General features: G+C 56.0%; 21 protein-coding genes, 1 tRNA gene and 1 other RNA gene. 11 read left to right on the forward strand and 12 right to left on the reverse strand.

The window, feature by feature from the left end; all coding sequences use genetic code 11:
- Positions 1–5: 5 nt before the first annotated feature.
- Positions 6–2,690: an ABC transporter permease gene (locus tag OHL19_RS22170; RefSeq protein WP_263360027.1), complete on the reverse strand. Its 2,685-nt coding sequence runs from the start codon at positions 2,688–2,690 to the stop codon at positions 6–8.
- On the reverse strand, positions 2,691–3,050 hold the full coding sequence (locus OHL19_RS22175; RefSeq protein ID WP_263360028.1) for a PadR family transcriptional regulator: 360 nt from the start codon (positions 3,048–3,050) through the stop codon (positions 2,691–2,693).
- A 157-nt stretch (positions 3,051–3,207) separates the two neighbouring features.
- Here OHL19_RS22175 and OHL19_RS22180 point away from each other — a divergent pair, with 157 nt between their 5' ends.
- Both OHL19_RS22180 and OHL19_RS22185 read left to right on the forward strand, forming a co-directional pair.
- Entirely contained in the window at positions 3,208–3,534 is a 327-nt protein-coding gene (locus OHL19_RS22180) for a PadR family transcriptional regulator (RefSeq protein ID WP_263360029.1), read from the forward strand.
- Positions 3,535–3,542: 8 nt separating this feature from the next.
- On the forward strand, positions 3,543–6,215 hold the full coding sequence (locus OHL19_RS22185) for an ABC transporter permease (protein WP_263360030.1): 2,673 nt from the start codon (positions 3,543–3,545) through the stop codon (positions 6,213–6,215).
- A gap of 73 nt (positions 6,216–6,288) precedes the next feature.
- On the opposite strand, the gene OHL19_RS22190 is transcribed toward OHL19_RS22185, so the two are convergent.
- The 4 genes from OHL19_RS22190 to OHL19_RS22205 form a co-directional block, all read right to left on the reverse strand.
- Positions 6,289–7,482, reverse strand: a complete 1,194-nt coding sequence (locus OHL19_RS22190) for a GTPase Era (protein ID WP_263360031.1) — start codon at positions 7,480–7,482, stop codon at positions 6,289–6,291.
- 3 nt (positions 7,483–7,485) lie between these two features.
- A complete protein-coding gene (locus tag OHL19_RS22195) occupies positions 7,486–8,871 on the reverse strand; it encodes a hemolysin family protein (protein ID WP_263360032.1) in 1,386 nt (461 codons plus the stop codon).
- A complete protein-coding gene (gene ybeY, locus OHL19_RS22200; RefSeq protein WP_263360033.1) occupies positions 8,868–9,395 on the reverse strand; it encodes an rRNA maturation RNase YbeY in 528 nt (175 codons plus the stop codon). Before ybeY ends, OHL19_RS22195 begins: the two co-directional genes overlap by 4 nt.
- An 86-nt stretch (positions 9,396–9,481) precedes the next feature.
- The gene (locus tag OHL19_RS22205; protein ID WP_263360034.1) at positions 9,482–10,531 is read right to left on the reverse strand and encodes a PhoH family protein; all 1,050 of its coding nucleotides are present in this window, start codon (positions 10,529–10,531) and stop codon (positions 9,482–9,484) included.
- A gap of 483 nt (positions 10,532–11,014) precedes the next feature.
- Between OHL19_RS22205 and OHL19_RS22210 the strand changes: the two genes are divergently transcribed.
- The 3 genes from OHL19_RS22210 (at position 11,015) to rpsT (ending at position 15,106) form a co-directional block, all read left to right on the forward strand.
- A complete protein-coding gene (locus OHL19_RS22210; protein ID WP_263360035.1) occupies positions 11,015–14,254 on the forward strand; it encodes an FG-GAP-like repeat-containing protein in 3,240 nt (1,079 codons plus the stop codon).
- A 118-nt stretch (positions 14,255–14,372) separates the two neighbouring features.
- A complete protein-coding gene (locus OHL19_RS22215) occupies positions 14,373–14,552 on the forward strand; it encodes a hypothetical protein (protein WP_263360036.1) in 180 nt (59 codons plus the stop codon).
- Between the two features lie 272 nt (positions 14,553–14,824).
- Positions 14,825–15,106, forward strand: a complete 282-nt coding sequence (rpsT, locus tag OHL19_RS22220; RefSeq protein ID WP_263360037.1) for a 30S ribosomal protein S20 — start codon at positions 14,825–14,827, stop codon at positions 15,104–15,106.
- A gap of 134 nt (positions 15,107–15,240) precedes the next feature.
- Here rpsT and OHL19_RS22225 read toward each other — a convergent pair whose 3' ends face one another.
- The 3 genes from OHL19_RS22225 to OHL19_RS22235 are packed head-to-tail and all read right to left on the reverse strand — an operon-like array spanning position 15,241 to position 19,596.
- A complete protein-coding gene (locus tag OHL19_RS22225) occupies positions 15,241–16,410 on the reverse strand; it encodes a thiolase family protein (protein ID WP_263360038.1) in 1,170 nt (389 codons plus the stop codon).
- A 31-nt stretch (positions 16,411–16,441) separates the two neighbouring features.
- Positions 16,442–17,083 carry a hypothetical protein gene (locus OHL19_RS22230; protein ID WP_263360039.1) on the reverse strand — a complete coding sequence of 214 codons (642 nt, stop codon included), beginning with the start codon at positions 17,081–17,083 and terminating at the stop codon, positions 16,442–16,444.
- 2 nt (positions 17,084–17,085) lie between these two features.
- Positions 17,086–19,596, reverse strand: coding sequence for a 3-hydroxyacyl-CoA dehydrogenase/enoyl-CoA hydratase family protein (locus OHL19_RS22235; protein WP_263360040.1), 2,511 nt, complete (start codon positions 19,594–19,596; stop codon positions 17,086–17,088).
- 172 nt (positions 19,597–19,768) lie between these two features.
- On the opposite strand from OHL19_RS22235, the gene OHL19_RS22240 reads away from it, so the two are divergent.
- The 4 genes from OHL19_RS22240 to OHL19_RS22255 all read left to right on the forward strand — a co-directional run bounded on the left by OHL19_RS22240 (position 19,769) and on the right by OHL19_RS22255 (position 23,017).
- A complete protein-coding gene (locus OHL19_RS22240) occupies positions 19,769–19,942 on the forward strand; it encodes a hypothetical protein (protein ID WP_263360041.1) in 174 nt (57 codons plus the stop codon).
- Between the two features lie 25 nt (positions 19,943–19,967).
- Positions 19,968–21,362 (forward strand): bifunctional UDP-N-acetylglucosamine diphosphorylase/glucosamine-1-phosphate N-acetyltransferase GlmU, encoded by a 1,395-nt coding sequence (glmU, locus tag OHL19_RS22245; protein ID WP_263360042.1) that lies wholly within the window; start codon positions 19,968–19,970, stop codon positions 21,360–21,362.
- A 216-nt stretch (positions 21,363–21,578) separates the two neighbouring features.
- Entirely contained in the window at positions 21,579–22,709 is a 1,131-nt protein-coding gene (locus OHL19_RS22250) for an HD domain-containing phosphohydrolase (protein ID WP_263360043.1), read from the forward strand.
- Positions 22,710–22,738: 29 nt separating this feature from the next.
- Positions 22,739–23,017, forward strand: a complete 279-nt coding sequence (locus tag OHL19_RS22255; protein ID WP_263360044.1) for a 4a-hydroxytetrahydrobiopterin dehydratase — start codon at positions 22,739–22,741, stop codon at positions 23,015–23,017.
- A 33-nt stretch (positions 23,018–23,050) separates the two neighbouring features.
- Here the strand turns inward: OHL19_RS22255 and OHL19_RS22260 are convergent, their stop codons facing one another.
- Entirely contained in the window at positions 23,051–23,293 is a 243-nt protein-coding gene (locus tag OHL19_RS22260; protein ID WP_263360045.1) for a hypothetical protein, read from the reverse strand.
- Between the two features lie 375 nt (positions 23,294–23,668).
- On the opposite strand from OHL19_RS22260, the gene OHL19_RS22265 reads away from it, so the two are divergent.
- Both OHL19_RS22265 and ssrA read left to right on the forward strand, forming a co-directional pair.
- Positions 23,669–24,118 (forward strand): PCYCGC domain-containing protein, encoded by a 450-nt coding sequence (locus tag OHL19_RS22265; protein WP_263360046.1) that lies wholly within the window; start codon positions 23,669–23,671, stop codon positions 24,116–24,118.
- Between the two features lie 95 nt (positions 24,119–24,213).
- Positions 24,214–24,562, forward strand: a transfer-messenger RNA (tmRNA) gene (gene ssrA, locus OHL19_RS22270).
- 124 nt (positions 24,563–24,686) lie between these two features.
- Here the strand turns inward: ssrA and OHL19_RS22275 are convergent.
- Together OHL19_RS22275 and lgt are read right to left on the reverse strand one after the other, a co-directional pair.
- Positions 24,687–24,759 (reverse strand) — tRNA-OTHER (locus OHL19_RS22275).
- Positions 24,739–25,581, reverse strand: a complete 843-nt coding sequence (gene lgt, locus OHL19_RS22280; RefSeq protein ID WP_263360047.1) for a prolipoprotein diacylglyceryl transferase — start codon at positions 25,579–25,581, stop codon at positions 24,739–24,741. The genes OHL19_RS22275 and lgt overlap by 21 nt, the downstream gene beginning before the upstream one ends.
- Positions 25,582–25,598 lie beyond the last annotated feature (17 nt).

A 25,598-nucleotide genomic window follows, 5' to 3' on the forward strand; every position in this document is an offset into this window, starting at 1 on the left:
ATGGACTACTCCGTTCGCAGCGCCTTCATTGGATCGATGGACGCGGCGCGACGGGCAGGCAGCCACGCTGCCACTGCGGATACCACACAGAGAAAAAGAGCTGCCGCCGCATAAACGAGCGGATCCTTAGCGCTGCCGCCCATAAGGCTGGCGTGTGTGCCCATGCCGGAATTTGTAAAGGACACACCTGCCAGGGTACGCGCTAACGCCAGAGCCAGCGCTGCTCCGGCAGCGAGACCCATCGCGGTAAGCGCGAGCCCATGACCTATCACCATGCGCAGTACGCTCGCGGGCTGCGCTCCCAAAGCCATGCGCACGCCGATCTCATGAGTTCGCTGCACTACCGAGTAGGCCATGACGCTATAGAGCCCTATCGTTGCCAGCAGAAGAGCCACCACGCCAAGCACTGTCATCAGGCTCGCTGCTACCTTCTGCGGATAAAGCGACGCCCCAATGAATTCCTTGAGCGGAGCAGCATCGAACACCGTTACATTGGGGTCGATAGCACGCGCCTGCGTGCGAAGCGTCGAGAGCATGTCGTCCGGATCGCCTGCGCTGCGTATATAGAAAGCGAGGTTCATATCCTCGCGATATATCTGCCGGAACGGCACATAGAAATAGGGAGTCGCGGGCTCGCCAAGGTAGTGATACTTGCTGTCCGCCACCACACCAACGACGCGAAACCAATCTCCCCATCCGTGAATTTTGTGCCCGATTGGGTCGCGATCCGCAAAGAAATGGCGCGCAAAGGACTGGTTCACGATCATGACTGGTTCGGTAGAGTTCTCATTGTCCTCGTCGGTGAAGTTGCGCCCTTCGAGAATTGGAATATGCATCAACGGTAGATAGCCGGGCGAGACAACATTGCGAAAGATGTTCATGTTTTCGTTCGGGCGCGGTGCGTAGCCGTCAATGCGAAGTTCTTCCCACCAGCTCGGTTCAAAGCCCAGCGGCACGCCATCCGAATAGGCCACGTCGGTGACTCCAGGCGTGCTTCCCATGCGCTCGGCAAGCCTGCGACAGAACTCCTTGCGCTGAGCAAGGCTGTAACCGTTCGTGGAGAGATAGAACTGACTTAGCAATACATGATTCGGGTCGAAGCCTGGCTCGATGCGCAGAGTTTGCTGGAAGCCGCGTGCAAAGAGGCCTGCGCCCACCAGTGCGACCAGAGCCAGTGCCACTTCGGAAGCAACCAGCGCTGAGCGTAGCCGGTTGCGGCTGCGGCCTGCCCCTCCATTACGGCCATTCGCATTGAGCTGGGAGTTCAGTTGCAGCTGGCCTACCTGCAATGCGGGAGCGATGCCTGCCGCTAGTGCTGCCAGCACACAGACTCCTGCGGTGAAAGCCAGAACGGCGAAATTCGGCCGTTGGTCCATCGATACCAGCAGTTGCAAGTTGCCGGGCGGCATGAGGTATTTGAGTGCGTGGCTCAGCCACGGCGTCAGAGCAAGTCCCAGGACGGCGCCGCTTCCGGTGAGCAACAGGCACTCAGTCAACACTTGCCGCGCAAGCCGTACACGTCCAGCACCCAGAGCGATTCGTGCGCTGAACTCCTTCTCTCGCACGGTGGCGCGTGCCAGCAGAAGATTGGCGACGTTGGCACACACAATCAGCAGCACCAGTACGCATACGCCCATGAGGATACGCAGTGGCCCAACCAGCAGGCCCTGCGGCCCATGCGGCGACTTCCACAGCGGCAGCAGGGTTGCGCTCATGCCCTCGCTCACGTCGGCATTCGCCACTGCCATGCGATCGGCCAGCACTTTGAGCTCCTGCCGTGCCTGGTCAAAAGTCACACCTGGCTTTAGCCGCGCGATGCCCAGCATGTTGCGGTTATGACGGTCACGCAGCATCCACTCCTTCACGCCATTGAGCACGGGCTGCTGCATATAGGGAATCCATAGATCAAACGCGGTGACAGGAATCGATCCGTGGAAGGCTGGCTCCACGACACCCACAATCGTCAGCTCATGCTGGTTTATGCGGATCGTCCTGCCCACAACCGATGGGTCGGCTCCGTAATGGGAGCGCCAGTAACGATCGCTCATAACAGCGATGGGAAACTTGCCCGGTGTATCGCTGAATTCGGCGGGGAGAAACAGCCGTCCAATCTCGGGCCTCACGCCCAGCACACTAAAAAAGTTGCCGCTGACCATCTCACCCCATACCCGCTCGGCGTGATCTTCCTTACCCACGCTAAAAGCCGCTATGTGCGTGACAGCAATTCCATCGAAAAGCTTGAGATGATCGCGGAAATCCTGATAGTCAGGATAGGAATTTGGCACCCAGCTTCCATTGGACATAACGGTCTCAACCGTCACCAGGCGGTTCGGGTCTGCAACTCCACCAAGCGGTTGCAGGAGTACGGCGTTGATCCACGTAAAAGCCGTGGTGCTGGCTCCGATACCGATAGCCAGGGTGAGCACCGTTACCGCTGTGAAGGCACGATTCCGCATCATCATCCGGAGGCCGAAGCGCACATCCTGGAGCAGGTGTTCCAGCCACATTGCGCGGCCTCGCAGATTGAAGCGCTCCTGCGCCGCCACGGTATTTCCAAAGGCAACCCGCGCCAATCTCTCCGCCTCTCGCGTGTTCACACCTGAGGCCTCCAGGTCATCCGCTTCAAGTTGAAGATGAGCACGGATTTCTTCCGCGAAGTCTTTTGGGTCACGCCGCCGTCGCCAGATCATTCAGACCTCCTCGTTCACCGGCGAGAGAATCAACTCCATCGCCCTGGTCAATCGATTCCACCATGTAGTTTTTGCGATGAGCTGGGCGCGGCCACGCTCTGTCAGCAAGTAAAACCTCGCCTTGCGATTGTTCTCCGAGACTCCCCATTTCGCACAAATCAAACCGCTGTCTTCAAGCCGCTGAAGTGCCAGGTAGAGCGAGCCGTGATCCACAAAAAATACTTCTTCCGACTGGCGTTGAATAGCCTTGGCAATTCCCTGGCCGTGGCAGGTGCCAAGCAGCAGCACTCTCAGAATCAGCAGATCGAGAGTGCCTTGCAGCAGCGTGATGCGCTCGTTATCGTCCTTTGGGGTCGGCATACGACCTGAGTATCCTACCGTTTGGGTCGGATGTCAACCCAAGTCGCCAACTTCCCTCGAAAAGTTAAATGGCAGAGATTCCAGATCCGCTCCCCTTGACAACTAGGGTTGGTCGCACCTACGCTGATCTTGCCCTCGACATCTAGGGGAACAGCCTATGGCAAAAAACGATCTTCAAGGCGCACTCGATCTTCTGATTCTTAAGAGCCTTTCCCAACTCGGCTCGATGCACGGCTTTGGCATCATCCTCCACATCGAGCGAGTCTCCGATGAGCTGCTTAACGTGGAAGAAGGTTCGCTCTATCCCGCGCTGCACCGCATGGAGCAAAGTGGATGGGTGCGTTCGGAGTGGGCTATGACCGAGAGCAGCCGCAAAGCCAAGTTCTACACCGTGACTGCGGCAGGCGAAAAGCAACTCGCAGCGAGAGAGAAGAACTGGGAGCAGGTAGTCAAAGGTGTTCAGGCAATTCTGCGCTTCGCGTGAGGTGAACTATGGGTATCTTCCGTCGTATTTTGGCCCTGGGCAAGCGTTCAGAACTTGACCGCGAGAATGAGGATGAGCTTCGCGACCACGTACAGATGCGTACCGAAGCCAATCTTGCAAAAGGTATGAGCCTAGAGCAGGCTGCCCGTGCTGCACGCCTTCGATTCGGCAATCCAACCGTGCTGAAAGAGCGTGTCGGGGCGGAGGATGCGGCTCTGAATCTGGAAAGTCTGTTCCGCGATGTACGTTACGCTCTGCGCGGATTCTCCAGGAGTCCCGGCTTCACCACGGTAGCGATTCTCACGCTGGCGCTCGGTATCGGCGCAAATACCGCCGTCTTTCAACTACTGGATGCCGTACGCCTCCGCAGTCTTCCTATCCAGAAGCCGGAGGAACTGGCGGAACTGCGCATTGTCGGCGGGAATAGGGGTATCGGGATCACAGACAGTGCTTATGCGAATTTCACCATTCCTATGTGGCAGGAGATTCGGCTCCATCACGATCCATTTTCCGGCGTTTTTGCATGGCGTCAAGCGGATATGGCAGTCGGTCCGCCCAACGAAGAAAAACACGTAAACGGGCTTGAGGTCAGTAGAGAGTTTTTCAACGTGCTCGGCGTTTTGCCTCTGCAAGGCAGGCTTATCGAGCCGCAGGACGAAGGCGGCTGTGAACTATCGAAAGTCGTCGCCAGTTATCCGTTTTGGAAGACTCAGATGGGCGGCCAGCCGATTACGCCAAGCACGACCATCCTCGTCGAAGGGCACGCGGTCCAGGTGCTCGGGGTAACGCCTCCATCCTTCTTTGGCGTCGTCGTGGGAGACAGGTTCGACCTCGCTTATCCAACATGTACGCCACCGAATCCTCGTCGAGAAGCGTTTAACTTTTCAGTCATGGGGCGGCTCAAGCCGGGCTGGGATATGGATCGAGCTTCAGGATATTTCAACTCCCTCAGTCCTGGCGTCTTCGAGAGCTCTGCTCCCACGAACTACAGCCCGGAGACGATCAAGACTTTTAAATCCTTCCGGCTCGCTGCCTACCCAGCAGGTGCGGGCGTGAGCAGACTACGCGATGCTTATGACTCCTCGCTGCAGTTACTCCTCGCCATCACGGGACTTGTGCTTCTCATTGCCTGCGCCAACCTGGCCAACCTGATGCTCGCTCGCGCCACAGCGCGTCAGCGGGAGATGGCTATTCGTATGGCCCTTGGTGCCTCGCGACGGCGCATGTTGAGGCAGTTGCTGATTGAGAGCAGTCTGCTCGCAATCAGCGGCGCATCGCTCGGTATTGCGCTTGCACAGCCTCTTAGCCGTCTACTCGTTGCATCGCTCGGTACCAGTCAATACTCGATCCATCTGGCGATCAGCACGGACTGGCGGGTACTGCTCTTCGCTGCAGTTGTGGCTGCTCTCACCTGCGTAATATTCGGCACTGTTCCAGCCATGCGTGGCGCGAACGCGGATCCTATCGCCTCACTCAAATCGGGTGAGCGCGGAGTCATTGGCAGCCGCGAACGCTTCTCGATCCAGCGCCTCATGGTCATCATGCAGATCGCGGTCTCCATGGTGCTGCTGGTTGGCGCTCTCCTGTTTGTCCGCAGCTATCGAAATCTGATGACCCTCAACCTTGGCATGCGTGAAAACGGAATCACGATCGCCTATTTCGGTTTTCCAGCATTGAATATCAAGCCGGAGAATCAGGCAGAGTTCAAACGGCAGTTAATGAACGATGTTCGCAGCATCCCTGGCATTCAGGACGCGGCTGCTACCACCAACATCCCGATGAGCGGAACCACCTGGGGTCATGAAGTCCATGTTGGCGCAATCGAGGGTGGAAGCAGATTCACGTATGCCGATCCGCACTATTTCTCCACTATGGGCATTCCGCTTCTCACCGGGCGAGCCTTCACGGATGCGGACACCAACTCTTCTCAGTTTGTCCTGATCGTCAATCAGGCCTTTCTTCGAAAATATCTCTCCACAACCCAACCCCTTGGCCAGCTTGTGCATGTCATGCCTGAGCCGCATTACCCCGAGCGAACGTATCAAATCATCGGCACCATTCCCGACACCCGGTACAGCGAGATGCGCGAAGACTCGCAGCCCATTGCCTACGTTCCGGCTGCTCAGCTTCCATTGGATGCACAGGATCCGAGAGTTTCAGCGATGATTGCTACCAGCATCGGACCGGATGCAATCGTTGCCCTGAGACATAACATCGAGGCCAAATATCCAAACATGAGTTTGCAGTTTTTCGACTTTCAACAGGAGATTCGTGACGGCCTCGTCGGAGACCGCATGATGGCCATGCTCTCCGGATTCTTTGGCGTGCTCGCCGCCCTGCTTGTAGCCGTCGGTCTCTATGGTGTGCTGTCGTACTTCATTACGCGGCGTCGTAACGAGATTGGCATCCGCATTGCGCTCGGCGCCAAACGAGGGCAGGTCATCGCCCTAATTATGCGGGACACAGCAGCCATGCTGCTGGTCGGAATCGTCCTCGGAACGGGACTGGCGCTTCTCGCCGGCCGCGCTGCCACAGCCATGCTCTTTGGCCTTAAGGCCTACGACCTTGCAACCCTGGCCTTCGCCATCGTGCTGCTAGCGTTCATCGCCGTCCTGGCCAGTTGGCTGCCCGCGCTCAAAGCGTCCAACCTGGATCCAGTCGCAGCATTACGTTCCGAGTGATAGAAGGCACTTGCCGAAAGAGTGTGAAGCTCTTAGCTGAGAAACTCGAACAAGAGAGGCGTCCCGAGACGCCTTACTCTTCGGATGGTTCGACATCCTGATCAGCGGCCTCATCAACAGCCTGATCGACAGCTTGCCGGGTCGCCATATCTTCCAACTGCTTCCGCCAATCGAGCGTGTCGATAAATCCGCGCGACTCACGCCAGCCCGGCTCGACAATCACATGCAACTCCAGGTAAACCCGCGTCCCCAGCAACGACTCAATCTCCTTGCGCGCGCTCGTCCCGATAGCCTTGAGCTTCACTCCACCCTTGCCAATCAGAATCGCCTTCTGCCCATCGCGCTCGCAGTAGATCACCGCTGAAATACTCGTCACCGGCAGCTTTACCTCTGCTACACCACCACCCTTGATCGGACGAGGCTTCTTCGCCTTGAGCGGCTGTGGTGGCGGCTCCTCAAACTTCTCAATCACCACCGCCGCAGCATAAGGAACTTCTTCGCCCGTCTCCATCAGGATGCGCTCGCGTATCAGCTCCGCCACCAGAAAACGCTCCGGCTGATCCGTAAACTGCTCCGGCGGAAAATACCTCTCACCTTGCGGCAAAGTCTCGACCAGCTTTTCAACCAGACGATCCAGCCCATCGCGCTTGCGAGCACTGATCGGAAAAACCTCCGCAAAGGAATACTGCTTCATCAGCCGATCGATCAAAGGCAAAAGCTGCTCGCGCTGGATAAGGTCAATCTTGTTAATCACCAGAAAAACAGGGCAATCCAGCTTGCGTACCAGCCCAAAGATGAACTCGTCTTCACTACGCCAGTTAGGCCGATGCTCCGTCTTCTTGGCCGCGTCGACTTCAGCAACCGCTTCACTGGGATCGCCTTCACCATTGGGTTGAAGTGGCAAAACTTCCTCGGCCCTAATTTTGCCCTCAACTTCGCTCTCAAGCTGCAACTCGCGGCTGGCGTCTACCAGGAGCATCACCACGTCGCGCGTCTCAAGCGCATCGTAGACCTCCTGCATCATGCGGCGGTCAAGCTGCGTGCCCGGCTTATGAACACCTGGTGTATCCACAAAAACAATCTGCGCAGCCGGACGCTTCACGCCCTTGCTGCTGCTCGCCGCCACCTCAAGCACACCCGTAATCCGATTGCGCGTAGTCTGCGGCTTGCTCGTGACGATCGCCACTTTTTCGCCAACCAGTGCATTCAACAGCGTGCTTTTACCGGCATTCGGCCGGCCTAAAATTGAAACAAATCCTGAACGCAATTCTTACTCCACTTCTGTTCCGTTACTGCCGTTGCCGTTACTTCTATTGCCAGTTCGTGAGCGAATACTCCGCTCATCATTCTCATCCTCTGCTTGAGCTGCAAACTCATCGGGCGTAACAAAAATGCGCACCTTCTCCACACGGCGATCTGAAGAAGCCACAACCTCAATGCGCACCGAGCCAATCTCTACGACCTCACCTGCGTGAGGAATTCGCCCCTCAGCCTCGCTGACCAACCCGCCAACCGTCTGCGCCTCATAATCCTCTTCTTCAGGATGCCAATCCGGCCCGGCCAGCTCGTCCAGTCGATCTACCGGAAACCCTCCCGGCACTTCCCACACGCCTTCAGAGATGCGCTGCGGATCATCCACCCGCGCATCCTCTTCATCCTCGTGCTCATCGCCAATATTACCCACAATCTGTTCCAGCAAATCTTCAATCGTGACCAACCCAGCCACTTCGCCGTACTCGTCAATCACGATGCGCATATGCTGCTTCTCGCGCTGCATATCGCGTAGCAGTTCATAGCCCTTCTTCGTTTCAGGCACCAGCGCCACCGGACGTCGAATCGTCGCCACCGTGCGAACCCGCGCTTCCTCATCCGTAATCTGCAACAGATCATGCGCAAAAGCGATACCGGTAACGGCATCCAGCGTCCCGGCATAAACAGGTACACGCGAATAATTGTGCTCCCGCAGTTCTTCCAGGAACTCCACCAGCGTAATCGACTCAGGCACTGCGAAAATCTGCGGCCGCGGCGTCATGATATCCCGCACCAGCAAGTCGCCAAACTCCACCGCCGAGCGCACCAACTCGCGGTCGCTCTCTTCCAGAATTCCCTCTTCTTCGCCTGCTTCCAGCAGCGCTTCTACATCGCCTGCCGTCTCTTCCTCCGCCGTAACCGGCTCCTCTGCGAGCGTAGCTATCGACAGCAGAAAACTGATCAGCAGCGTAACAGGAAAAACAACCAGCAACAGCAGCCGCACTGCCCACAAGAGCCGCACAACCCAAAGCCCCTTCGTACGCTGAAAAAGCAAAAACGGCACAACCTGCGTGCAGAAAACCACGATCAAAATAATGATCAGAACAGCTTGAAAAATCTCCTCCGTCGACGGCCTGCCTGCATTTGCCGCACGATCGAACAAAACTCTCCCAAGCTCAAGCGCCAGCATTCCCATCGAGAGATGCATGAGCACGGAAGCAGCCAGCGCTCCCCGTTCCCGTGAGATCCACAATCGGCTCTCAATATGCTCTTCCCATGCATCCAGATTGTCCTGAACCTCACGCGAAAGGATCTTTCCAAATTCGTAATGAACTCGCGTCACATACGCTGCAATCGTCAAAATACCAGCCAGCAAAATGAGAATGCATAACGAACCGATACTCATCGCGTGCTCCCGAATTGAGAGCTGCCTTCGACCCGCTCAATCAATCCCAACGGAAGCTTCAACTTTGCCCGCAGCCTGCGTTCTTTCTTAGCCATCTGCCCCTCATCGACCTCGTGATCGTATCCAGCCAGATGCAACATCCCATGCAACATCAGCACCCGCAGCTCTACTGCCAGCTTGTGCCCCTGCTGCGCAGCCTGCCGCGACGCCGTCTCTACAGAAATGGCCAGATCTCCAGCCGACCCAAATCGCGGGTCATCGACTGGAAACGAAAGCACATCCGTAGCCTTGTTTTTCTTGCGAAACCGTCGGTTCAGATTGCGTATGCCCGTATCTGTAGTCAGCAGAACAGTGACCTCGCCCTTCAAACCCACGGCGGTTTGCGCCTCGCGCAGATAGCGCGTGAGCGTTCTTTGGGATGGAAGCGGATGCCGCGTACGCCGCGTGCTCGCCACCGTAACGGCTGGAGCAAGCTGCGGAAAGCCGTCGGCCGCTTCCGGCTGGTCTGGGTCTAAGAGGATCATCGTGCTCCGGAGCAGCTACCTGAGCTGCCCCGGATAGTTTGATGATACGGTATTCCGAAATTTACTGCGTCTTTACGCGTTTCAGGTTATTGAGGTTTCGTCGAAGACTGCCCCGGAATGCTCGTTCTGGAACCCGGCTTCTGCTCCTGTGCATCCCCCAGCCCAAGCGGCAACTCCCGCTGCTGCGACTTTCCTTCGTACGCGCGAATGATCCGCTGCACCAGGCTATGCCGCACCACATCCCCATCCTCGAAGTGGCAGAACTTGATCCCTTCCACCCCTCCAAGCAGGTTGATCGCCTCCACCAATCCCGATTTCTTCGGATTCGGCAGATCGATCTGCGTAATGTCGCCCGTAATAACCGCCTTTGAATTGTTCCCCAAGCGCGTCAGGAACATCTTCATCTGCTCAGTCGTCGTATTCTGCGCCTCATCCATGATGATGAAAGCATCGCTCAAAGTCCGCCCACGCATAAACGCCAGCGGAGCAACTTCGATGATGTTCTTTTCCAGCATCTTGTCGACCTTTTCCGGCTCGCAAAGGTCATAAAGCGCGTCATACAACGGCCTCAAATACGGATCGACCTTCTCCTGCAAACTGCCAGGCAAAAAACCAAGCCGCTCACCAGCCTCAACCGCAGGCCTCACCAGAATGATGCGGCTGACTTTCTTCGCATTCATCGCGGCAACCGCCATGGCTACAGCAAGATAAGTCTTGCCCGTACCCGCCGGTCCAACGCCGAAGATCATGTCGTTCTGTTCAATCGCCTCGACATACTTCGCCTGGTTGATCGACCTCGGCGTAACCGCCCGCTGAACGCCCGCCTTGACGCCCGTTGTCCGCTGCTTCGCAGAGTCCATCAACGACTTCAACGTCACCGCCGGATCAGCCACCACCAGCTTTAGCATGGCGTGAAGTTCGCCATTGAAAGGATGCACGCCCGCACGGCGCAGCGACTCAAAATCCGAGAAGATGCGCTTAACCCTGCCCACGCTATCCTCCGGCCCTTGTACGTGAACTGCATCGGAGCGCAGATCAATCCGCACGCCGAGCGAATCTTCCATCAGTCTCAGGTTTTCGTCGCGGGTCCCGAACAGGGGCTCAAGGTTGGGCGTAATCTCCAGAGCGATCTTCAATGGATTAGAGAGCCTCCGTGGCTGCAAGCAAAGCCGACAGCGGTTGAGAGTTAGGTTGAGTTGGGATTGAGGTGTTGAGCAAAATGCCGTCGATCAATATGTCATACATGTCAAACAATAAACAGACGCGAAGAGGGCCGCTAACGGCCAGTCTGCGATGCGGGATGGCATAGGCGACCAAATCCTGTATCTGACACAGAGAGTACCCCTACAGGCAGTGGTAGTCAACCCTAATTATGTAAATTTGCACTACCAATATTGATTGGCCATCACTATCCAAAGCTCGCTCCAGATCTTTTTTAATTATGAGATCCATTCAATTCCTGCTAACTCGTTTCTCCTTGCATGTTTTAGCCTGTTAGGGATATCTTCCCTCTGAGTAGCCCCAATACTTAACTATGTGAAAGATAATTTCGCAACTGGAATAGCCGCTTTGCGGCTTCGCCTTGTCTGCACTCTGTTAACGCCCATTCAGGAGCACCGATGCACTTCCGCTGGTCTTCAGCTTTCTCTGCCTTGATTTTCCTCGCCGTACCCGCCTCATTCCAGATGGCGGCTGCTCAGACACCTACCGCAACCCCGAACTTCGGTGGTTTTTACGCAGCTCCAGTCGTGAGTGCAGGATCTACGGAAAGCGCCACAATCGTCACTGGCGACTTCAATAAGGATGGCAAACCGGATTTAGTAACAGTGAACTCCAGCGGACAGCTCGAAATTCTACTGAATAATGGCAGCGGTGGCTTTGAAACGCCTTCCATCATTGCGGCACCAAAACTATCCGGGATCAACTCATACACCCTCAATGCAGCGATAGCCCTGGATCTAAATGGAGATGGCTACTCAGATCTTGTTCTGGGAACGTCACCCAATTCGTCTTTGCATCCGGCCCTCGTTGTTCTTCTTAATCAAAAGAACGGCTCCTTCGGAGCCCCTGTAACCTTGTCGTTGCCAAATCCAACGGGGTATCCAATCGATACCTATTCCTATGGCCTCGCTCAAACAACGACCTCTGGTCATAACGATATTGTTGCAGTCGAGTGGCTCAACACTGACCAAATATTGCTGCAAGTCTTAACCAATGATGGATCTGGGAATTTTTCTCCCCAGACTGCACAGACCATTAACGTCCCTGTCGCGCAACAGCCCTACTCCTCTGCCCACGTGATGCCTGCATTTGCAGATGTTAACCACGATGGCAAACAGGATCTTTTATTGGAGCGAGAAGATGATCGGTTGCTTACCGACTACGTGGACGTGCTACTAGGCAACGGTAACGGCACCTTCCAGCTTCCCTCCCCAAATACCACCGTCACATTTCCGTCATCCAACGCCGGACTTGTGCCCTATACAGTACTGACGGCGCAGAGCCTGACTACCGATGCCTCAAAAGCTGATCTCATTTTGATCAATTACGCAGGCGTATACACCGCGTTGGGCAATGGTGACGGAACGTTTCAAACACCCAATTTACTTCTGAATAAAACACAGACGCCAAATCAATCACTGCAGACGGGATGTGTCTTGCAGGTTCAGGCCGTGGATCTAAACGGGGATAGCAAACCTGACCTAGTTGCCGTCGGATGCGGTGCGCTGGTCACGTATCTCGGTAACGGCGACGGTACCTTTAACGGAATCACAGGCACAGCAGTAGGGTTTGATGACGGAGGATATGGCTCTGTAAATTTGATCGTTACAGCAGACTTCAACGGCGACGGTAAGGTAGACTTCGCCAACAGCGATGCAAGCGGCAATGTCGAACTTGGCATTGGCAACGGCGATGGAACTTTTGTAGCTACACCGCTGCTGTACTCTGCCAACTCCCCGATTCTGCCACCTCAAGCAGTTGGGGTTGGAGCTGTCGCCGACTTGAACGGGGATGGTTTTACGGACTTGATTGCATTGGGGCCGAACTCCCTAGTTACAGGCCTCGCCAACGCCAAAGGTGGATTCTCATATCAAACAACTTTGCCGTACTCTACCTACGGCACGGTCTACGTGGAACTCTCGACTGGTGACTTCAATGGAGATGGCAGACAGGACATCGTTCTTGTTGGAGATGACGGAACGGCCGCAGTAGCTTTATCCAATGGCGATGGGACATTTAGAACTCCCGTCAACCCCATCACTCCTTCGATGGCTCTGGCGTGTGCACTTTATTACAGCGCAGTCGGCGACATCAATGGAGATGGGAAGCTGGACCTGGTATTTGCCTATCCCGGTGACGTTGGCTGTGGCGGCAGTACTGTTCCATCGGGCTATTTCACAGTGCTGGGCAATGGCGACGGAACATTCAAGACTCCAACCTTCTACGCCTCAGGAACGGACTTATATACCGTTACACTTGCAAGTTTCCATGGGAAAAATAATCCCCTTGACCTTATCCTCGGCTCATCTGGTCTCTTCACCCTATCCGGTAGCGCCAGCATACTAAAGGGCAACGGTGACGGAACATTCGAAGCTCCCACCGTCGTGTACACCGGAAACTCCGTTCAACAGATTCTCACCGATGACTTCAACCAGGATGGCAGCCCAGATCTCACCCTGGTCACCCTGGATTCAGGAACCGGTGGCGAAGCAATGTTATACGCAGGTAATGGAGATGGAACCTTCAAGAAGAGTACCGGCTTAGGCGCAAACACCATCAACAATTCTGCTATCTATGCCGACGTAAACGGTGACGGTATTCCAGATTTGATCGGCGATGATAGGTACGGTTTGATGTTTGTAAATCTGGGTACAGGGCAAGGTAGCTTTGCCCCATCTATCAATTACTTTTTTTCGGGAATTACCACCCCTCTCTTTGCGGGCAACTTTCTTGGCGACAATACACAAAGTATCGTGGGGTTCAGCGAATACCTCGGTGGAACAGCATTCTTCATGAATCAGGGTGGAACCTCACTCACCGTAACCGCATCACCCAGTCCCGTCGCGGGCGGCACAAGCGTAGTCTTGACTGCAAATCTGGCAGCAACGCTGTCCCATCAGCCAGAACCCATAGGGACCATTAAGTTTTATGACAACAGTTCGACGCTGCTGGGAAGCAGCCCAGTGGGAACTCCGTTTTCCTTTACAGGATTGCAACCTGGGGTGCATAGCATCACGGCCGTCTACTCCGGTGATGCTCATTTCAATCCCAATACCTCGACACCTTTCACAGTCACGATATCAGCGCCTCCACCGCCTGATCCTGATTTCACATTCACATCCAGCGCTGTGACCCTTACCTTGGCAGCAGGTCTATCGGGAACCCTGAACTTAACCATCGCAGATAACGCCAGTCTCACTTCTAAAACCACGTTCCAATGCAGCGGATTACCTGCTGAGTCCTCCTGTTCCTTCACTCCATCAACCCTCAGTGTGTCTGCAGGGAACTCGGGAACAACTACGCTAAGCATCAGCACCAAAGCTGCCTCAACAAATATCCGGTTAAAAGTAGGCTCTCAGGCCCATCTGGCAGGCCTTGGAGTAATTGCTGCCGGAGGGCTGCTTTTCCTTATCCTGCCGAGAAAACGCGCAGGATGGTTTCTATTGGTTGCCGTAGTGACCTTGGGAAGTCTGATCCCCCTGAGCGGATGCGGTGGTGGATCAAGCCCATCGACCCCAACCGGCTCTTCCGATCCTGGAACTCCCACCGGGACCAGCAATATAACGGTAACTGCAACCGCAACCTCCGGAAGTACAACGATCACTCACACCGCAACCATCGCGCTGACCGTGCAGTGACCTGCTTCTTTCGAGTTGCAGACTGGCCCTCCAAACCAGTCTGCAACTCGAAAGAAGTAATTCCGGAAATGTTTGTTCCTGCTCATGCCTTCGCCTAACACGAGAGGCCAACTTCATTTTGGGCGAGCTGACCCTGTTGGATAAGGTTAACGTTGCCTGGCGCCAATACCGGCAGAATGCATGCGAGCTCATGCGTGCAGGAATGGCGGGCGGAACCGGGGCAGGCGCAACCAAGACCGAATGCGAATACAAGATGGACCGTCAATATGTCCAACAAATCGCCGATGCCGTTATCTAAAGATTCTCGCCAAATAAAGAGTATGGGCTGGACCCCTTGCTGATCGACTGGCGCCTGACCTGAAATCCGATCCTTCGGCGTTCCCTCTTCGGCGCCACGCTCCAGAGAATGACAATTCTCCGCAAACAGATCTGCTGTCCAAGCCGGGTTTCCATTGACCCAAAACCGACCTTCGCGTAGACTAGGAAATTGCAAGGGATGCGGCTGAATCTGCATTCTGGCCAGCATTCCGCCCCAAAATCGGGGACAAAGATAAGGATCAGCGAAATACCATGGCAAATCATGTTTCGTCACTCAAGCGCGCCCGTCAAACGGTCGTAAAGACTGAAGTTAACCGCGCCAACCGCACCCGCGTTCGCGGCAGCCTACGCCTGATGCGCGAAAGCCTCGCCAAGGGCGACGTGAAAGCAGCCCAGGAGCAGTTCAAGGCCACCGTCTCCGCTCTCGACAAGAGCGTACAAAAGGGTGTCCTGCACAAGAACACCGTCTCCCGTTACAAGAGCCGGTTGAATGCTCGCCTGAAGGCTCTCGTTCTGGCTCCAGCCAAGGCCTAGCTCTTAGAGGCAGCAAAATTATGAGGCAGGACGCGCAAGCATCCTGCCTTTTTCCATTGCATCTGAGTTCTCTTCGTTCTTTATCCGACGCTTTTTATAGAAAACCACGCACGCACCGTAATGCTGCAGTCTGCTTAATTCAGCAGCTCAAAAATCCCCGCAGCTCCCATGCCGCCGCCGACGCACATCGTCACCATGCCGTAGCGAACCTGTCGGCGACGCATCTCCGCAAGAATTGAAGCTGTAAGTTTTGCCCCTGTACATCCCAGGGGATGCCCTAACGCAATCGCTCCCCCGTTCACATTTACTTGCTCCGGATCGAGCCCGAGCTCACGAATCACCGCCAACGCCTGCGCCGCAAACGCCTCATTCAATTCAATTAAGCCAATATCTTCAAGCCTTAAGCCTGCCTGCGCCAACACCTTTGGGATAGCAAAAATCGGTCCCGCACCCATCTCCTCCGGCAAACAACCGGCAGTCGCATAAGCAACGAAGCGGGCCAGCGGCTTGATGCCAAGCTCAGCGGCCCGGTTCGCACTCATAATCACCGCAGCAGCAGCTCCATCCGAAGTCTGTGAAGAGTTGCCGGCAGTCACGCTTCCCTCGGCATGGAAGGCGGGTTTGAGCCTGGCCAACGCCGCCAGTGAAGTGTCGGCTCGCGGACCTTCATCGGCTAAGACCATTGTTTCTTGCGGTTTAGATCCGACTGCGGTATTGCTTACCGGATATGGAATAATCTCATCCGAGAATCGTCCGGCAGCCTGCGCGGCAATCGCTTTTTCATGGCTGGCGAGCGAAAAAGCATCCTGATCTTCTCGGGAAACGCCGTAATGGCGGGCGACGCGTTCTGCAGTCAGGCCCATCGTAAGCAGCGCGGTGGGATAATGTTCGGCCAGCCAGGGGTTGGGGCTGGGCTTGTTACCGCTCATGGGAATCATGCTCATAGATTCCGCCCCGCCTGCGATAACTACTTTAGAAATACCGGTTTGCACACGCATCGCTGCTTGAGCGATCGCTTCCAATCCCGATGCGCAGAGGCGATTGACGGTCATGCCGCTGATGGAGACTGGCAGTTCCGAGCGCAGAACCACGGTCCGCGCAAGGTTCCAGCCCTGTTCCCCTTCAGGCATAGCGCAACCCAGGATGAGGTCGTCGATCTCGTTAACATTGAGTTCATGTACGCGGGCCAGAGCGCCACGGATGGCGGCGGCGGCTAGGTCGTCGGGGCGAGCGGTGGCGAAGGCGCCTTTTCCTGCGCGGCCGACTGGGGTGCGAACGGCGCTGACGATGACGGCTTCTTCCACTGGAAACTCCTTTTGAACGAACAATAGACGCTTAAAGAGATTGGTCTACTACGACTCGTTCCCATGCGCCATTGCGGTACAGATGATAGACGGTTTTGATGTCGAGAATGCTGTCGGCCAGGGCGTCATGGTCGAGTGGAGCTGGACGCTTATCCATACCGGCCAGGGCGTCGTGCACATGCTGGGGAGAGGCTGCGTCGATACCCCAGTTGAAGCCGAGTTCGTGGCTGGGATCGTGCTGCTGCAGGCGATCTGTTTCCGGTTGCGTCGCCAGAACGATGGGTTGTGCAGCCGTGGCTGTCGAGAAGAACACCAGCAAAGAGACTTGCCCGTTTACGGAGCAAAGGACGGCCCAGTCGTTTGACCCGGAATGCTCCAGGCTACCGTGGATTACGTTCTCGGGACGACGCGCTTGATAAGTCTGCGGAATCAGGCAACCGCGGGTTGCCAGCTCAGCAGCGATGGGGGCTGGAAGATCGGGAAATGAACTGACCGGGAGGTGGCGAACGCGGTACGCGACCTGGCGGCCATCGACCTCAACCTGGCCAGTTGCGGTGAGTTGCGACGGGGATGGAGTTGCGATTTGTGCGAGCAATACATTTGCACAGAGAGCCAGTCCGCTCAAGGCGGCAATTGAAACGAAAGTCGATCTATCCGGTCTTGATTCCGGCATGGTTAGTTCCTTAGGGGCTTGCCGGTTTTGAGTGTAAAGGAGATGCGCTCCTGGGTTTTGCGCTCGCCACAGAGGGACAGAAATGCTTCGCGCTCCAGATCGAGCAGGTATTGTTCGGTGACCAGTGTGCCGGGCGTCAGGCGTCCTCCACAGAGAACGTAGGCAGCTTTGGCGGCGACCTTTTGATCGTGCACCGAAGCGAAGCCTGCCTCGCCCATGAGAAAGATACCGGTTTCAAGCATTGAGAGTGCCGCCAGTCCGGCTGCGGGAATCTGCGCACGCGAAACGGGAGCGACGTATCCGGCATTTGCCAGCGTGAGCGACTGCGCCTTGGCGTCGAGCAGCAGGCGTTCGCGGTTGAGAGTAACGCGGTCGGCTGCGGAGAGCAGGCCCAGAGCGCGGGCCTCGGCAGCGGATGTTGAGACCTTGGCCATAGCTATGGTTTCGAGCGAACGCTTGAGGGCAGTAGCGTATTCGCCTGATTGGGCGAACTTTGACGGTGGGTCGCGGGGCTCAGGAGGTGCGATGGTCACGGCCAGATCCATTGCGCGGAGAGCCATTTCCTTGGTACCTCCGCCGCCGGGAATCAAGCCTACTCCGGCTTCTACGAGACCCATGTAGGTTTCGGCGTGGAGCTGGCGCTGCGCGGCGTGGAGGCTGATTTCAGCGCCGCCGCCGAGGCACAATCCAAACGGAGCGACAACGACGGGGCGCGGGCAGAACTTGATGGCTGAGGTCATCTGCTGGAAGCCGCGAATGGCGAGGTTAATTTCGTCCCACTCGCCCTCCTGCATACCGAGCAGGAGTTGCATGAGATTGGCGCCGACGGAGAAGTTCTCCGCATCGCTGCTGATGACGAAGCCTTGAAAGTTACGAACCGCCTCGCTGGCAGGAGCCAGTACCGAGTTAAGCAGCGAGACAACATCGCCACCGATGGCGGATTTAACGGAGTGAAGTTCGAGGCAGGCGATGCCGTCGCCCAGATCGACCAGCGATGCTCCAGGATTCCTGCGAATGACGCCTTTGCTGTTCGCCGAGGCAGTGCGATAGTCGGCAATGCGAGCGTGGCCGGGAATGGCGGCAATCGGCTCCATCTGATTGGTGATGGGCGAAAAGCAGCTCTTGCCATCGGAGGAATACCAACTGCCATGCCCCGCTGCGAGCAGAGATTCCACACGCGGGCTGACGGGCAGGGACAGTTCTTTCATGCGGGCGACAGTGCTTGCGGCGCCTGCTGCATCCCATAGGGCAAATGGTCCCAGCTCCCAATTGAACCCGGCGCAGATGGCGCGATCGATCGAGGGTGCGTCGTCGGTTACCTCGTCGATGCGGTCTGCGGAGTAGTTCCAGAGATTCGCCAGCAGGGGCCATAGGTAGGCTGACGCTTTGTCCTTCTTAGGATCGTTGGCGAGCAGCAGGCGCAGGCGTTCGGGCAGGCTGGCGGCGTTCTTTGCCATTTCGAGGGCTGGAATTTTGGCCTTGGCCAGCGGACGATATTCGAGCGTTTGTGTATCGAGGGCGAAGCGCTGTTCCTGGCCTGCTGCATCGCGCGTTTTTTTGTAGAATCCTTGGCCGGATTTGTCGCCCAGCCAGCGGTGCTCGACCATCGCATTGATGAGATTTAATGGGCCGTCATTGGTGGAGCCGTCACTGGTAACGCCTTCACTAAAGTTGGAGGCTACATGGGCGAGAACGTCGATGCCGATCATGTCGGCCAGGCGGAAGGTGCCGGTTCGCGGCCAGCCGATGGCCGTGCCGGTCAGGGCGTCGACTTCTTCGACGGTAAGCCCTTGCTGCTTCATAAGGCTCAGCGCGGTGAACATATTGGCGACGCCGATGCGGTTGGCGATGAAGTTTGGCGTATCGTGCGCCAGGACCACCTGCTTGCCGAGGATGCGATCGGCAAATGCGGAAAAGGCGGCGACTACTGCGGAATCGGTATCCGGGGTGGGAATCACTTCCAGCAGGCGCATGTAGCGAGGCGGATTGAAGAAGTGAGTTCCGAACCAGCGCTTGCGTGCGGAGGGGCTGAGTGCATCGCCGAGGCTGTCTGCGATCTGCACTATCGGCAGGCCAGAGGTGTTGGTGGTGAGGATCGCTTCAGAGCCTAGATGCGGGAGGATACGAGTTAGCAGGGTTTGCTTGACTGCGAGGTTTTCGGTGACGGCCTCGATGACCCAATCACAGTTTGCAAGTTTGGAGAGATCGTCTTCGAAGTTGCCGGCTGTGATGAAACGGGCAGCGGATAGTTCATAGAAGGCTGCAGGCCTGGCTTTGAACAGAGATTCGAGGGCAGACGAGGCCAGGCGATTTCGCGATTTTGTTTCGCCATCGGGAACTATGTCCAGGAGGAGAACGGGAATTCCGGCGTTGGCGAGATGGGCTGCGATACGGGAGCCCATAGTGCCGGCTCCGAGGACTGCGGCGCGGCGGATGAGCATAGGTTGCGCGAGCGCGGAGATTGATTCGCGGGCTGTATTTTGGGGAGCTGCGGGTAACGATGGATTGGTCATGCTACTCCCTTGACGGCGCTACTGTTGCGGAGCGCCTGAACTTGCCGGAACGATCCCGAGCATACGGGCAGGTGCGGGTTGGGGTCAAGAAGCGACTGCGGATGTAGAGCAGGCCTCCTGCTGAGCATACGCATTCGGGTCGGCAATCTTGATCAAAGATGCGCTAAAACCGATGGGTGGCTGGAAGGGCAAAGGCTGGCAGCAGATTCCCTTCGGGAATGACAGCCAGAAAGGCAAGGGCAACGGCAAGGACAAAGACAACCGCAACGGCTGGGCAACGGCTGCGCCTGTGGAACTTCGTGGATTGACTCGCGGATGCGCGGCGCTTAGCTTCTTAGATGGCTGAGTAAAAACATCTAGGAGTGCAAAGAATGGGTCTGGCAATTGTAATCATGGCGGCGGGTAAAGGGACACGTTTGAAATCGCGGCGACCGAAGGTGCTGCATGCGATTGGCGGCAAGCCGTTGCTGGAGCATGTGATTGCCGCGGCGAGCCGGATCGTTGCGCCTGCCGATATCTATGCCGTGGTGGGACACGAAGCGGCAAGCGTGGAAGCTGCGGTTGCCGGTACCGGAGTGGGGTTCGTGCTGCAGGCGGAGCAGTTGGGGACGGGGCACGCGATTCAGTGCGCGCAGGAGGCGATTCGCGGATACGATAACGTGCTAGTGCTGTCTGGCGATGTGCCGCTGATTCGACCGGAGACCATTGGGCTGCTTTGGGAATTTCACCAGGCACAGGATGCGGCGATGACGATTCTGACGGCGAGGCCGGAGAATCCTTTTGGATACGGGCGCGTGGTGCGTAGAGGTTCCGATTCGGCGGAGGTCGAGGCGATTGTGGAGCAGAAGTCGTTGAGCGCCGGGCAGGAAGAAATTGGCGAGATCAATTCCGGGATTTACGCATTCAAGACGGCGGCACTGCTGCAGTATTTGAGCAGGATTGAAGCGGGGAATTCGGCTGGAGAGTATTACCTGACGGACCTTGCGGGGATACTGGTAGCGGCGGGCGAGCGGGTGGTGGCGGTCGAAGCTGCTGATCCTGAGGAAGTGCTGGGCGCGAACACAATTGCCGAGCTGGTGTCGTTGGATGCGACTTTGCGCGCGCAGAATGCAGAGCGGCTGATGGCGCAGGGAGTTACGATTTTTCGGCCGGAGACCAGTGTGATTGACGCGGACGTCGAGGTCGGGCCGGATACAGTCATCGAGCCGTTTGTGCAATTGCTGGGCAAAACGCGGATTGGGTCGGATTGCCTGATTCGGTCGAGCACGGTGATTGAAAATTCTACGATTGAAGACGGAGTGATTGTTCGCCAGAGCTGCGTGATTGCTGAATCTACGATCGGGAGCGGCGCGAGGATTGGGCCTTTTGCCCACATCCGGCCGGGGAGCGAGATCGGCGAGGATGCGCATGTCGGGAACTTTGTCGAGACGAAGAAAGCACGGCTCGGCAAAGGCGCAAAGGCCAATCACCTGACCTATCTGGGCGACGCCGAAGTTGGAGCAGGCTCGAATATCGGCGCGGGTGTGATCACCTGCAATTATGACGGGGTGAACAAGCACACTACCAAAATCGGAGCTGGCGTGTTTGTGGGAAGCGACTCGACCCTGGTTGCTCCGATCACTCTCGGCGACGGATGCTACGTCGGAGCGGGCTCATGTATTACAAAGGATGTACCGGAAGATGCCCTGGCTGTGGGCCGTTCAAAACAAGTGATTAAAGAAGGTTGGGCTGTGGCGAAACGAAAGCGCCTGCGCGGTGAGTGTTAACTGGGCGCGAACTCTGGCAAAAGAATGCGCCACCGCTTTTCGAATTTGCATCGTAATATAGACAGGCCCTTGGGCGGAGACAATTTACGATGCAAACCCGGAGTGCTGGCGATCGTTCGATGAGATAATTTTCAGTACTTTTGTTTCTCTTTCAAGGTTATTCCTTGTGATGTAAATCCTGCGAAATATGTTTTTTGAGTCGGATTTGCGTAGTATTTGGCCAGCGGTAAGGACGGGGGAATCATGGGCGCACCGGCAAGAATTCTGATTGTGGATGACGAACCCCACGTGCGGTCAATGCTGGCTGCCACCCTGGACCGGCAGAGCTACCAGACAGTGCAGGCAGGTAGCAACGCAGAAGCTTTTGAACTGATCGACCGGCAGCATTTTGACCTGGTGCTGACTGACATTGTGATGCGGGATGGCAATGGCATCAGCCTGCTGGAGCGGGTGCACGTCGATCATCCGCAGACACCGGTGATTATGGTGACTGCCATCCAGGATGCAAGTGTGGCGATCAGCGCCATGCGCAAGGGCGCTTACGACTACCTGCTGAAGCCGTTTGAGCGCGATCAGTTACTGATCACCGTGCGGCGGGCACTCGAACACCGCAACGCACTTCGCGAGAGTGAGAATTATCAGCAGAATCTTGAGCAGATTGTGGATGCCCGAACAGAATTGCTGCACCAGGCAATCGAGGATCTGGAGCGCTCGTACGACATCACGCTCGAAGCGCTGGGCGACGCGCTGGATTTGAAAGACTCCGAGACGGAAGGCCACTCCAAACGGGTGACAGCCTATACGATTGCCCTGGCGAGAGCGATGGGGATTGGCTCTGACGGCATCAAGGTGATTGCCCGGGGCGCGTTCCTGCACGATATCGGCAAAATGGCGATTCCAGATGCGATTCTGCGCAAGCCGGGCAAACTAACCGCGGAAGAGCAGCATATCATGCGTGAGCATTGCGCGCGCGGATATAACATCCTGCGCAAGATTCCCTATCTGAGTGAGGCTGCGGAGATCGTGTACTCGCACCAGGAGCATTATGACGGCAGCGGTTATCCGCGAGGCATTCACGGGAACGCTATCCCAATCGGGGCACGCATCTTTGCCATTGCCGACACGCTGGACGCGATTACCAGCGATCGCCCGTACCGCGGGGCAAAGAGTTTTGACGTAGCCCGGCTGGAGATCCTTCGCTGCTCGGGGACGCAGTTCGATCCTGCCGCGGTCGAAGTATTCCTCAAGATTCCCAATGAGCTGTGGATCGAGTTGCGGAACGAGATTACCGGTCACAGCAAACCATTTACTTCCGAAGAAATCGCCCGAGCTACAGCAACCCGCTAAAATCATCTTGAAATTTGACCCAGGAGCCTATGACTGTTCTTACGCCTGCAGAGATTACGCAATCGCTCAAAGCGGTTCCCGATTGGCATATTGAAAACGGAGAGTTACGGCGCGGTTTTTCATTTTTGGATTTTCGCGAGGCAATGAGTTTTGTGAACTCAGTGGCGGCGGTGGCGGAACAGGCCGGGCATCATCCCTATATCGATATTCGCTACAACAAGGTACGACTGACGCTGGTAAGCCATGATGCAGGTGGGATTACGGAGAAGGATTTTTCGCTGGCTAATAGGATAGGGATCATTCTTTAGTCTTCCCGCCCGGCAAATGCTCCATTCCGCTATTCAGGTTGGATCTTCTTCTTCCATGCCAAGTTCTTCCCCGTAGGAAGATTCTGGATTCTGTAGATTGGAAGAAAGTATGGGATTCTGGAGTTTTGTCAGGGTCTTGCGATGCCACCAGGCTACAGCCAATCCGCCGGCGAAGGCTGAGGCTGCCGCGACCATCCCTACCTGGAGAATGAGCGCAGGTCGCTTTACGCTCTTTTTATCTTTACTGTAACTGTCTTCTTTACTATCACTTGTCAAGATTTTAGCCCTGAACTTTCTAGGTATTGTGATGGCTGATTCTCCTTATTATTTTAGCCCTGTGCGCATGGCGCCTCTGTCTTCTTTCGAACAAGTATCACATTACGAAATATTTTGATTTTTGTATTTGCATTCCTGCGAATCTATAGTAAGGTGTATATATTGCTGCTGAGGGATGGTACTGAGTCTCCCGTCCTCCAATAGCAAGTAAGTTGCGTCACTGGCCTCCCGCCACGAACAGATTACCGTTCGTGGCGCCTTTTTTTGTTCTGAACTTTTATCTTCGCTTAAGTCTTGAACTTTTATTCGCGACGGAGCTCTGCCTAGTTTGGCGTTCCTGCCTGTCAGATTAGAATGGAAATCACTGAGGAGTGCATGATGAAGAGCTTTCATTCTCGACGCTGGGCAGTAGCGCTGGTTCTTGCTGCGGCAACCGCGATCAGCTATGCGCAGTGGACCAACCCCGCAGATGATATTCCGGCGTACCATCCATCTGCGCCGCTCAAGATCAGTTCCCTGCCTCCGATTATGAGTGGAGCAAAGTTGACCGGGGAGCATTTCCAGTATCCGTGGCAGGTTCACGTGTATCAGCAGGCGGCGAAGGTTTCGAACGTGCTGTATCAGTTGCCGTGCAACTGCCGCTGCGATCGCGCGCTGGGTCACACCAGCCTGCGTAGCTGCTTCGAGGGCGTGCATGGGACAGAATGCTCCACTTGCGCCAAGGAAGGCCTGTTTGCATACCAGCAGACGAAGCTGGGAAAGACGCCGGCGCAGATTCGGGCGGCGATTGCACGCCATGACTACGAACAGGTCTCGCTGGAGTAGGCTATCGCGCCGGAGTGAGCGGAAGCTGTAAATGGCGTACAATGTTTAAGTGCAGCACGAGCCACCAGGGACGAGCTGACGAGTTCCACAGATGTGGGGGCGTCACGGTTTCGACGGGATCGCAAGCGACAGAGAGGCATGCCGGGGGGTGGGCACCCGTAATCGCTTACAAAAACACAATTGCCAACAACAATCTGGCACTTGCTGCTTAATTAAATAAGCAGCCGTCCTCCTCATCTTTGCCTGTGGGCTGAGAGCGGGCGTCGCACAGCAGGCTGGTTGTTCCCGCTCGGTCCGTGTGGGAATGACAAGATCATCGGACTAGCTTCAAGCGTTTCTTGTCTATTCTGAGCGCCTGGAGCGAAATTACTGAATAGACTACGCATGGAGTCTCTCGGTTGACTACGATTTCGGACGCGGGTTCGACTCCCGCCGCCTCCACCAATTACTTCTACTGACTTCCATTCATCTATCGAGAAGTCAGATCTCCGGTACAGACCTTAAATTACTTGCGGGAAAGTTTCGCCTTCCCTTCCTGCTCCAAGGCACAAGCGTGCATGATGAAGAATGGCGGCGCGGGCCGGACTCGAACCGGCGCATCAGGGTAGAGAACCCCTCCCTTACCCCTTGGGTACCGCGCCTTGCTTCAATAGAAAGATCGTCCATACAAAACCGACGGCAATCATGGGAATTGTCAGGAGTTGCCCCTTGCTCATCCATCCCCAATAGATGGGTTGCCCCAGATCGGGCTGACGCCAGAACTCGTCGATGAAGCGGCCTGCTCCATAGGTGATGCATACCGCTGCAGTCGTCATCCCCGGCCGCGCGGATCGGTGATAAACCACCTGGGCAACGAGAAAAACAAGCAGGCCTTCAGCAACCGCGGCATAGAGCTGACTGGGGTGACGCGGTACGTTGACGCCGTTGATAACTGGCGCGTCAGGAAAGATTACCGCCCACGGAACGGTCGAAGGTCTGCCCCATAACTCCGCATTCATAAAATTAGCGATGCGCCCGAAAGCTATTCCCAGGGGTCCAACGGCTGCCGCAGCATCGAGGAGCGGCCAGGGGCTGAGGTTTCGTTGACGGGAGAAAAGAAAGATTGCCAAAACAAGACCGAGGATGCCGCCGTGACTGGCCATCCCACCATGCCAGATGGCGAAGACCTCCATCGGGGATTCCATCACCGCTGGCAGGTTATAGAAGAGGCAGTAACCCAATCTGCCACCGACTAATACTCCTGTAGAGGTATAGAGAATGAGCACCGAAACTTCTTCATCGCGGATAGTCAGACGGCCTTGTCTTGCCCACCGGGAAAAGAGCCATGCTGCGAAAAGAATGCCTGCGATATACGAGAGTCCATACCAGCGAATACCGAAGCCGCCTGCAAAATGAATTGCCCAGGGATCAAGGTTGTCTACCCAGTATCGTTGCTGCATTACTCCGGACAATTGTCGATACATAGAGAACCTCAGTTATC

It is taken from the genome of Acidicapsa ligni, assembly GCF_025685655.1.
GTDB lineage: Bacteria > Acidobacteriota > Terriglobia > Terriglobales > Acidobacteriaceae > Acidicapsa > Acidicapsa ligni.

Coding starts and splice junctions, on each gene's coding strand:
- OHL19_RS22170 (WP_263360027.1), bottom strand. CDS start 2,690: ATGATCTGGCGACGGCGGCGTGACCCAAAAGACTTCGCGGAAGAAATC.
- OHL19_RS22175 (WP_263360028.1), bottom strand. CDS start 3,050: ATGCCGACCCCAAAGGACGATAACGAGCGCATCACGCTGCTGCAAGGC.
- OHL19_RS22180 (WP_263360029.1), top strand. CDS start 3,208: ATGGCAAAAAACGATCTTCAAGGCGCACTCGATCTTCTGATTCTTAAG.
- OHL19_RS22185 (WP_263360030.1), top strand. CDS start 3,543: ATGGGTATCTTCCGTCGTATTTTGGCCCTGGGCAAGCGTTCAGAACTT.
- OHL19_RS22195 (WP_263360032.1), bottom strand. CDS start 8,871: ATGAGTATCGGTTCGTTATGCATTCTCATTTTGCTGGCTGGTATTTTG.
- ybeY (WP_263360033.1), bottom strand. CDS start 9,395: ATGATCCTCTTAGACCCAGACCAGCCGGAAGCGGCCGACGGCTTTCCG.
- OHL19_RS22210 (WP_263360035.1), top strand. CDS start 11,015: ATGCACTTCCGCTGGTCTTCAGCTTTCTCTGCCTTGATTTTCCTCGCC.
- rpsT (WP_263360037.1), top strand. CDS start 14,825: ATGGCAAATCATGTTTCGTCACTCAAGCGCGCCCGTCAAACGGTCGTA.
- OHL19_RS22230 (WP_263360039.1), bottom strand. CDS start 17,083: ATGCCGGAATCAAGACCGGATAGATCGACTTTCGTTTCAATTGCCGCC.
- OHL19_RS22235 (WP_263360040.1), bottom strand. CDS start 19,596: ATGACCAATCCATCGTTACCCGCAGCTCCCCAAAATACAGCCCGCGAA.
- OHL19_RS22240 (WP_263360041.1), top strand. CDS start 19,769: ATGGGTGGCTGGAAGGGCAAAGGCTGGCAGCAGATTCCCTTCGGGAAT.
- glmU (WP_263360042.1), top strand. CDS start 19,968: ATGGGTCTGGCAATTGTAATCATGGCGGCGGGTAAAGGGACACGTTTG.
- OHL19_RS22255 (WP_263360044.1), top strand. CDS start 22,739: ATGACTGTTCTTACGCCTGCAGAGATTACGCAATCGCTCAAAGCGGTT.
- OHL19_RS22265 (WP_263360046.1), top strand. CDS start 23,669: ATGATGAAGAGCTTTCATTCTCGACGCTGGGCAGTAGCGCTGGTTCTT.
- lgt (WP_263360047.1), bottom strand. CDS start 25,581: ATGTATCGACAATTGTCCGGAGTAATGCAGCAACGATACTGGGTAGAC.